General features: G+C 47.2%; 8 protein-coding genes. 6 read left to right on the top strand and 2 right to left on the bottom strand.

All coding sequences use genetic code 11. The annotated features are described in order from the left end of the window. Together Mcas_RS18250 and mtnA are read right to left on the bottom strand one after the other, a co-directional pair. On the bottom strand, positions 1-363 hold a 363-nt coding region (locus Mcas_RS18250), incomplete at its 3' end, for an ISAzo13-like element transposase-related protein (protein WP_040334399.1). A gap of 203 nt (positions 364-566) precedes the next feature. Continuing rightward, a complete protein-coding gene (mtnA, locus tag Mcas_RS11815; RefSeq protein WP_052567312.1) occupies positions 567-1,643 on the bottom strand; it encodes an S-methyl-5-thioribose-1-phosphate isomerase in 1,077 nt (358 codons plus the stop codon). A 559-nt stretch (positions 1,644-2,202) separates the two neighbouring features. On the opposite strand from mtnA, the gene Mcas_RS11810 reads away from it, so the two are divergent. From Mcas_RS11810 to Mcas_RS11785, 6 genes are all read left to right on the top strand, one after another. Further along, the gene (locus Mcas_RS11810) at positions 2,203-2,985 is read left to right on the top strand and encodes a DUF4384 domain-containing protein (RefSeq protein ID WP_040335745.1); all 783 of its coding nucleotides are present in this window, start codon (positions 2,203-2,205) and stop codon (positions 2,983-2,985) included. A gap of 19 nt (positions 2,986-3,004) precedes the next feature. After that, positions 3,005-3,700, top strand: coding sequence for a hypothetical protein (locus Mcas_RS11805; protein ID WP_040335744.1), 696 nt, complete (start codon positions 3,005-3,007; stop codon positions 3,698-3,700). 210 nt (positions 3,701-3,910) lie between these two features. After that, positions 3,911-5,104, top strand: a complete 1,194-nt coding sequence (locus tag Mcas_RS11800; RefSeq protein ID WP_162176318.1) for a caspase family protein — start codon at positions 3,911-3,913, stop codon at positions 5,102-5,104. A 13-nt stretch (positions 5,105-5,117) separates the two neighbouring features. Continuing rightward, positions 5,118-5,450: a hypothetical protein gene (locus Mcas_RS11795; protein ID WP_040335742.1), complete on the top strand. Its 333-nt coding sequence runs from the start codon at positions 5,118-5,120 to the stop codon at positions 5,448-5,450. Between the two features lies 1 nt (position 5,451). Beyond that, positions 5,452-8,754, top strand: coding sequence for a tubulin-like doman-containing protein (locus Mcas_RS11790; RefSeq protein WP_040335741.1), 3,303 nt, complete (start codon positions 5,452-5,454; stop codon positions 8,752-8,754). Further along, the gene (locus tag Mcas_RS11785; protein WP_156033340.1) at positions 8,744-9,661 is read left to right on the top strand and encodes a TPR end-of-group domain-containing protein; all 918 of its coding nucleotides are present in this window, start codon (positions 8,744-8,746) and stop codon (positions 9,659-9,661) included. The genes Mcas_RS11790 and Mcas_RS11785 overlap by 11 nt, the downstream gene beginning before the upstream one ends. Positions 9,662-9,679 lie beyond the last annotated feature (18 nt).

Here is a 9,679-nt window from a genome sequence, read left to right as displayed (position 1 = left end):
TTGAAGAGCAACAGCAAGATTACGAACACTCTTACAGGTCCACCGTAATGGAGACTCAGGGTCTCCTCGGGTAACCGGATCTACCAACCCCTCAATATCTACAAGCACGGATGGGTCTGTTTCAACAACCGGCTTGCGTCCACCTCCAGGTAAACGTATCTTCTTTTTCCCTTTTGAAGGTTTTTCCTTTGATTCAGCAATACGTCTAATTCCTTCATATATCGTTGTCCGCGAAAGACCAGTAGATCTGGAAACTGAAGTAACTCCTCCTCGTCCCAATGCCTCGGCTTCCACTGCAGCCCACATTCGTCTGCCTTGTTCGTCTAAAACATCTTTGAGTACTTCAAATTTTCTTTGTATCATAAGTTCGGTATCGCTTTGCACTTTTTGATCATAACATATTTAGACACCATTTGTACAAGTTATTTGTGGACAAATCCTTAAAGAAGAATTAGACCTAAAGTAAACTCCTGAGTAGAACACAAAGACAGACACGGGGGGCCAGCTCCCTTTGGAGGGGAGGTCTATGAGGAGGTTTAGCCGCCCCGTTCTTCATTTCTGTACAGCTATGCAGACACCCTTAGTTTTTCGATATCACACGTTGGATCATCCAGGAGGTGTATGTCCTGTGGCCTGAAGGCGCCTTTTTCGGTAAATATGAGTGTTACCAACCGTGCAGGGGTAACGTCAAAGGCTATGTTTCTGACCTTGACGCCATCGGGGGCGATCCGGCATGTCCCAAAGACGTTTGTAACTTCGCTACCATCGCGCTCCTCTATGGGAATCAGGTCGCCGTGTGACATTGTAAAGTCGATGCTGCTAATGGGGGCGGCCACATAAAACGGTATGTTGTGTTCCCTGGCCAGCACAGCCACGGAGTAGGTGCCGATCTTGTTGGCGACGTCGCCGTTTCTGACCGTCCTGTCTGTGCCGACTATGCAGAGGTCGATTTCCCCGCGCTTCATCAGGGCACCGGCCATGTTGTCGGTGATGAGGGTGACGTCAATGCCGTCCTGGAGCAGTTCCCACGAGGTAAGCCTTGCCCCCTGGAGGACAGGACGTGTCTCATCGGCTATGACGCTGAGGCGCTTGCCCTGCTCTATGGCCACGCGTATGGGTGCCGTAGCGGTTCCGTAGCCACCCGTGGCAAGGCTGCCGGCGTTACAGTGGGTGAGTACGCGGGCACCGTCCTTTATGAACTGTGCCCCCCAACGGCCTATTGCCTTGTTTATCTCTATGTCTTCGGTCAACATGCCCCTGGCCTCGTTTACCAGCGAATCCTTCAGGGCCTGGACGGATACCCCTTTCTGGTCGGATAGCACACTCAAGACTCGCTCCACTGCCCAGCGTATGTTTACTGCCGTTGGACGGCTGCCTATGAAGTCATCCAAGACGGGGCTCAGTTTCGCTGCAAACTCCTCTCCGTCACGTGCATCAATAGCACAACCGGCTAAGGCTATCCCCATTGCAGCCGCTATCCCTATGGCGGGGGCACCCCTGATACTCAGTTGCTTGATACATTGCACGACCTGCGTGTAGTGGTCGCAATCGACATATTCTATCCGCTGCGGCAGTATCGTCTGGTCAAGTATACGTACCAGCGGCGATGGCACTCGCTCAATCCACTCTATCGTATTTACCATAATCTCAAACTTTCTGACTCCTGATTATTTTTTTAGCATACCGTACTGATATAACGTATTATACACTATTGCATATTTTTTTGCCCGTGTATACAAAAAGCGGGTGCATAAAAGGGGCATGGAGCGCTTCGCCGATGTTCCCATCAGTTAGTTTACGGACAGCTTTTTGTTTCCAACACCACAAAGCCTGACATATGCAGTAATTGGAACGTGAAGTTTTATTCACAGAATTACACCCCCTCTGGAAAAAAACTTCCTTGATTTATCTATGTTTTTGCGTAAAATCTTACTCAACAGACCGCTATTTCCGTGAACAACATTTCTCTTGATATCCCGTTATTTCAACTGATAAAATACTATACTATGAGGGTTTCTGGGGATATTGTGGCCGGTGTCATCCGCTTGCAGCATCCGTGACCCGTTTGTTCTGATGGAGAAAATAAAAGACAAGGAGGACATTGTAAGAGAATGACGCTATTTTGAGAGAAGACATAGGACACGGTAACAAGCAGAAGTTTTTGTTGAGTTAAGAGATTCAGTCTAATTAAGGAGGTAAAACATGAGTAACAGATTACATGGGGTGATTTGTGTGCTTACCATAGCAATGCTTGCCCTTGTGGGGGGCATAACAGTCTATAGCGCCGAACCCACCGGAGCTAAGGGGCTGTTTGAAAATGAGGGTTCTAAGATAAGTGTATCGACGGAAAGAAAAAAAACAACAGTTACGGAAACCACGAGGGTCAATAGACGTGGTACGGGAAATGTAGTGAACGTTGCATATGGTCCGCACGTTGGGATCAAGTATACGGTGATGCTCATAGGGGCTGATGGTTTTCCGCGACCGGTGTCAGGCAAGCGTGTCTTCAGAACGGGCGACAGGATTAAGATAATCGCACAGTCAAACAGGCCAGGTAATCTGGCTGTGTACAATGTGGGGCCAACGGGTAACGTCAACTATTTGTTTAAAGGCCCTGTGACTCCTTTTACCCCAATTGAGATACCCCAGACAACGGCCATGCGCATTGTCGATCCGCCCGGCACGGAGGCAATATTTTTTGAGTTATCGGGAGCATCCGATCGCATCCCTGTTGAGGCAGGACCTACTTGCAAGCCAAATGAACTGATGGCGTCCGCTAGTGGTTCTAGGGATATCGTCGTAGAGGATACCATTGGCACCAACTATGCCGTGTACTCAAGGGAAAATTGCAGCATAGAGAGTACCGGCAGCAAGGATATCGTACTAGAAAGCGACAATGGCAATAACTACGGCGTTGTTCCCTCTGCGCTCATAGAGGCAGGGAAATCATTTTTAGTACAGGTAAGACTTAAACACAGAGGTTAAACGAAAGGAGATGCAATAAATGAGAACTGGTAAGAATCATGACCTGGTAACGCTGTTTGTAATAACAGCGTTTTTACTTACATCATGTACTACCATGTTATCCAAACCGCGTGAAAACATGACAGACGCAGAACGCAATGCGGCAAAAGATGAGTGCATAATCTTAAACACGGTTGGCGGTGCTGTTTTAGGCGGCGTATTAGGGGGGCTAACTGGAGGCGGAAGAGGCGCTGTTCAAGGTGCCATAGCAGGCGGTACCATAGCCTTTGCCCTTGCATGGGGCAAGTGTATAGAGTATTACTTTAACGTAACAAGTAAGCAAACGGCAAATTACAAGGAAACGGCGCGCAATACTGGCTATGAGCCTAAAAAGGGGGCATTGGTAAAGATTGACAACATAAAGGTTGAGCCTTCTACCGTGGCACCCGGTAAGCCGTTTAATTTTTCGGCGAAATATTATGTCATGGACTCGGAAACAACAAAAGAACTAACCGTTACAGAGTCCAGGACGGTAATATTTTACGACAAGGACGGTAAGACTAACGAACTCGGCAACACTACGGACAAAAAGACCATCGACCCCGGTACAAGGATAGCTAGTGGTATGTGTGGTATGCCTGAAGGAATGCCGGAGGGGCGGTATAAGATCGTTTTTGAGGTGTCGTACAACAACAAATCTGACAAGAGCGAGGTTGATATCATTGTCAAGAAATAGGCTGGTATTGCTACATCAGCGATTCCAATGGTGATTTCAGGTGCATGTGATACAAAAAAGAAGGAGGGCTTTGCCCTCCCTCATAACGACAGGAGAGGTACTATAATGAAAAAATCAAGACTGCTTGTATTCGTGAGTGTGATGTCATCTCTGCTACTGCAATGCGTTCCACTGCAATTTGCAGCAATGTTAGGAGAAACATCTGCGGTTGTGGCTAAGTCAGAAAGTCCTGCTTCTTCGCCAGGTACAAATAATTCAAATTCCCCTGAACCAATAACAGCACGTTACGTAGGTGAGATTAATAAACTGTTTAAGCAGAACAACATCAGTAACGGATACGTTGAGTTAGACAAGATAGGCCGGGTACAGCTTAAGGGGTCGTATCAAGATGAAGAAGAGGTTGATTTGGCCTTCTCCTTAGCTCAACAAACGGTAGGGGTAAAGTGGGTCTCCCCTGTGGACCCTGAAAACGTTACCGTACCGGGGTGGAGTAAGAAGCTCTCTTCGATATTTGCACGGGCTGCCGTCAAGAGTCCATCTGCTAAATACAGTGACGCCCCGCCAGGACCTGTAAGAAATAAATATGCCTTGGTGGTAGGAATAGGCAAGTTCCAAAACAGCAAGATAACCCCACTGCAATATGCAGAAAAGGACGCAGGGGACTTTTACAAATATCTCACGGCCCCGTCAAAGGGAGGTTTCTCCAGGCAGAATGTAACCGTTCTGTTGGGTGAAAAGGCAACGAGGCATAACATAACAAAAGCCCTGGATGATTTAAGAAATAAGGCGCAAGAGGACGATCTTGTTGTCTTGTACATGAGCAGTCATGGCACCCCGCCTGATAAGTTTGGCGGCGTATTTATCGTAACCCATGATTCAGTGCCTGTACCAAAAGAAATCTGGTACACATCCATAACCGGGGAAAAACTCAGTGACTTTATCCAAGGCACAAGAGCCAAAAGGGTTGTTGCCATCCTTGATACCTGCTACAGCAGCGGCGCTTACAAGAACATAAAGGGATTTGTCCCCGAGGGTGCAAAATCCCTGGGTGTTGAAGACGAAACCTTTGGCATAAGCAAGGAACAAGCAACAAGGATGTTAGGCTCAAAAGACATTGTATTGGAAGGTTCAATCAACTTATCACCCAACAGCAACGGTTGGGGCAGGGTTTTGATAAGTGCCAGCGGGGATAACGAAAAATCATGGGAGGACCCCTCAATTAACAACGGCTACTTTACTCACTACTTAATCGCCGGCCTGGAACAAAACAAAGGCAGTGTCGCCAGTGCTTTTGAATATGCAAAACCAAAAGTCTCCATAAGTGTTTTGCAGGACAAGGGAGCATCACAGACTCCACGGGCCGTATTTGACAATAAAGACTGGAACATAAAGTTAGCGAAATAAAGGAGGACAATCTATGTTCAGAACATTTCTGTGGGAGACCATTGTTGAGGTCTCCCCGCCATTGATACTGACCACAAACGAGTACCTTATTGCCGTAATTGTTTGTGTGTTCTTTGGGTTGCTATATTTCGGGTTTACAAGGATCATCTATTACCTGATAAACCCACATATAGAACATGCCAAATACGGGGCCATCTTCCTAAGCGCCTCGCTCATGCTGTTCTGGGTCATAGCGTCACTGGACCTGCTGGGGTTTTACAGCACCATCATTGCGCTGGTCATACTGGTGCTGGCGCTCATCTTTGACATGGTCTATCTCATCGTAACACGACCAAAGGGGGTGTAGCATGTCGTTTTCGCCATCGGTTATCGTAGGCATCGGGGGGGCCGGCAAGAGCGTCCTGCTCAACGTAAGACGGATGATCGTTGAGGAGTTCGGCTCCTTAGACCTGCTGCCCAGCATCGGATTCCTCCACGTGGATACACACAACAACCTCGTACCCGACGCCGGCTCCAACGCCGTCACCGAGTACCTCGGATACAACCTGACCTTCAGCGCCGCCGAACGAATAGAACTCTCCGGAGGAATCACCAGGGCCGACGCCGCATTAATAAAGAGAAAAGCCGCAACCTGGCTGGACCCAAGTCTAAATATAGACGCAAGCTCCATTCCTGAGGGCGCAGGCGGCATACGACCTTTCGGTAAACTGGCCTTTATGTACAGTGTCAGAGAGTATAGAAGTAGTTTAGAAGGTGTCGTTAGTAAAGTAACGGAAAATGGCAACAAGCATATTACTTCTAAGACATTGAAACAACCCTGTGATCACATTTTGAATATATACATTGTATGCTCTTTTATGGGTGGAACTGGAAGCGGTTCATTTCTTGAGTTGTGCTACAATACGCGCTATGTCTCTGAAATAGCTAAACTTACAGGCATGTTTATTATCGGCGGGGATAATTCCGTAAAAAAGGCCAACTGTTACAGCGCACTAAAGGAGCTTCAATACTTCTCCATGCCTGATACCGCCTTCAACGCCGATTACCCTGACCCCGGTGCAGAGAAGATAATAAATAAAAAGGAACGCCCTGTTGATGACTGCTATCTCGCAACACAGGATGCCAGAGGCTATTTTCTTAAAAGGGGTGAATTAGAGGAAGTAGTTGCCTTTAATCTCTTTCTGGAATTCGGTAGCGACATCTCTGATACTAAGAGGGGGTTGAGGATTGATAAGAAATCTAATTCAGCCTTTTTTGAGAAATCTGACAAACCAAATACGTTTCTGTCCTTTGGACTATCCTCACTGTCCTTCCCTGTCTTCAAGGTCGAGGAGATGATGGCCTATGAAATGGCCGCTGCGACTCTTGAAAAATGGCTATTTAAGGATGCAGAAACTCTCGTTGAAAGCAACATCCTAAAGCAAAAACAACTGGATAAAGTAAATCTGTGGAAAGTGCTATTAAACTCTGGGAATAAAAGTATAGCAATAGATGTCAACTTCGCTATAGAAACAAAGAAACATGAGACAATAGCACAGAGAGACGACAAAAAGATAGCCGACATCAATACGCACTTCGACGAGTGTAAGAGAATGCTTAAGTTTAGCGCAGACCCAAATGACTGGGGAACGTTGACTGGAGCAATACAGAGGACAGGGATACTTCAACTACACAGCCTCGTCAATCAACTAAGGGATGAAACCCTAAAAGCCGTAGAGAACCAGTACAATGGGCATATAATGGCAGATGCCTTTTTAAAGAACCTATTCAGCTATATAGGTGAACAACTTGAATCAGCGAACAAGATGCACAAGTCGTTCCAGGATGAGATGACGGCCATGCAGGATAAGTACTCGACCTCCATCAGCGTCCTGCGAGAGACCTTGGGGAAGAACAAGTTTGCCGTCCTGGATTGGATAAACAGGGTCTATGATTGCATCAAGGGTTACACAGAGGCAGCTCTGTATGCCGAGTCATACAGGGTGATCATTGATATGCTGGGCACCGCTAAGGGGCTGCGTCTCGAAGATGGCAGCATTACGCGCTCCGTGATGGACGAAGTTGAGATATTAAAAAAGGACGTTGCAAGATACAAGGACAGTATCACAAGCCTGTCAACCAGGTTCGCACAGAAAAAACAGGACATCGAAGACGTGGTGCTCACCCACAAGTCCTTTAGCGACCTGATGCTAAACCGGACAAACCTGTATGAGGTGATACGCTCCATCGTCCCGGACCCAACCGTCTACGCCGTAAGCATGATGAATGACATTACCCGTCACTTCTCTAAAAAAGATAGCAGTGGCGTCGCCAGGATTTTAAATGTTGTCGAGCTGAAACAGGAAGACTTTGTCATGGCGCTTCTGAAGAGGTGTAAGGAAAAGTGCTCGGAAATAAGACGACATTCCATAGCCAAAATACTGCTGATGAGTTCACCCAAAGAGCTGACCAACGTCCTGAAATCCTACATTCATATGTCACAGCCAATGATCTTAATCTCCGACCCGGGTAAGGCTGAAGGGGTAAAACACGAATGGCTGGGGACGTCCAACCCCGACAGCGATCCTAACCTGCAGACACTCATTGATAAAATCTGCAACATAAAGCCCTACGCCCAGGGTGGCAATCTCTCTCATATGAGCAGACTCTCAGACGTCTACAGGCTCATATTTGCATCTGAGTATCTGGCCTTCCCCCTGCACAAGATAACCGTGCTGGATGCCTACAGGCAGAGCTACCTGTCCGTCAAGCCGCGCAGTACCGATATCAGTATCGACTTTCCGGACATCTTCCCTGATGACAGGATTAAGGAAATCAAACGCCGGGCAGAGTCCTACGTCCTGCTGGGAAAGATTTTTGACTTCCTGGTGCAGAGGGATGACCCGAATTCCGGTTACAAACACATATATCTGATATACTATGATGAGCGAAGCAAGCAAAAGATATATACAAAACTGACCAAAACCTGGCCTGACCTGGAAGCCCACTTAACCGGGATACAGGTGAGCAAGGACATAGACAACCGCACGGCTCAGGAGACCCCCTTTGAGGTCATTGTAAGGCTTGTTGACAAGATAGCGGCCCCTCTTACAACCAAAAAGGATAAAGATGCCCTGTGGATGCGTCTTGAAAGATACCTCGATAATCTCAAGGACTCACTCGATGACAGGGAGGCCAATCCGGAGTTTAAGAGACAGTTGGATATCATCGAGGAGTACAGGCATAAGTTTGGCATAGAGCCGCCTGAGGAGACAGACCTTCATCCTCCTGTCCCTCCTCCTGCGGAAGAAGAAGAGGAAGCTCCTCCCGACCCCAACGAGGAGTTATTTAAGAAGGAACTTGCCGTCTTGGTAGGCGAAAAAGATATCAGGGACAAGGATATGCTCATCGGTAAAGGAATCCTTCGCCACAGACTTAAACCTGAGACAGCCGAAAGATTGGTAACAGAAGCATTGTTACAGCCCGCTCCACCCCCCGATAATGGAGCCGGTAAAGAGGAACTATACAACCAGTACAGGGAAGCGTTTAAGTCTTGCTCCTGGATATTCATACCGGATGACAGGACATTTCTGAAAGAAACGCAGAAGCGGTTGGGATTAACCGACGATGAGGTCTTAAAGATTGAACAGGAGATAAAAAATGAGCAGTAATTGGACGTGTAGTAATTGCGGTACGCAAAATCCGGGTAGCAGTAATCTATGCCAAAACTGTCAAAGAAGCAGACCGGCTGATTCAAAGATGAAGTTGATAATAATTGCGTCAGTTGGCGGGATATTGTTACTAATCTTGTTAGCCGTTGTATCAATGAAGATCATGGAAGGGCCGAAGAAAAAGTATAAGGCGGCATTGAAGAAGTGCTGTGAGTCTGTCGATTGTTGTGGTACCGAAGTCATAAGCTGTGCCGAGGCAGACAAGATCGCAACATCCCTGAAGATACCAGAGGACGACAAACAAAAGCTCATCGACGAGGTAAAGAAGGATAAGTGCAGCAGTACGCCCACCCCACCACCCACCTCTTCATCATCCCAATCGCCATCGTCTTCGACACAGCCGGGTGGTACCGTACAGTCTGGTAGTACCGTGGCAGTAGATGAGGCGAAAAAACAAGAGGCATCCAGGCATATTCAGGAAGGCTTCCGTTGGATCGCACTTGCAAAGAATAGTGGAAACAACAAGACTGCCTTTGGCGAAAGCATGGATAACGCAATCAACGAATATACAAAGTCAATAGAAATCGATTCAGGTGACGAAAAACTAATAGGCAAGGCATACGAACACAGAGGAACCGCCTATATGGTGATAAATAAACGCAACAAGGCCGAGGAGGACCTCAAAAAAGCAGCCAAACTCTTACCGGATAGCTTCAGTGTGTATTATAACCTTGCCTGTCTGTACTCGTTGGAGAACAAGATTGATCTGGCGCTTGACAGCCTGGATAAGGCATTGGCGAATGGATTCCAGGAGTATGATCTCCTGCGCGGAGACAGCGAACTGAAAAACCTGAGAAAGAGCCCGGAATTCAAAAAGGTACTGGAAAAACACAAGGTCTTTATCTAGTAACGTCGCTATTCAAAC

This window comes from Candidatus Magnetobacterium casense (assembly GCF_000714715.1).
Lineage (GTDB): Bacteria > Nitrospirota > Thermodesulfovibrionia > Thermodesulfovibrionales > Magnetobacteriaceae > Magnetobacterium > Magnetobacterium casense.
This window is presented reverse-complemented; position numbering and strand designations above follow the sequence as displayed.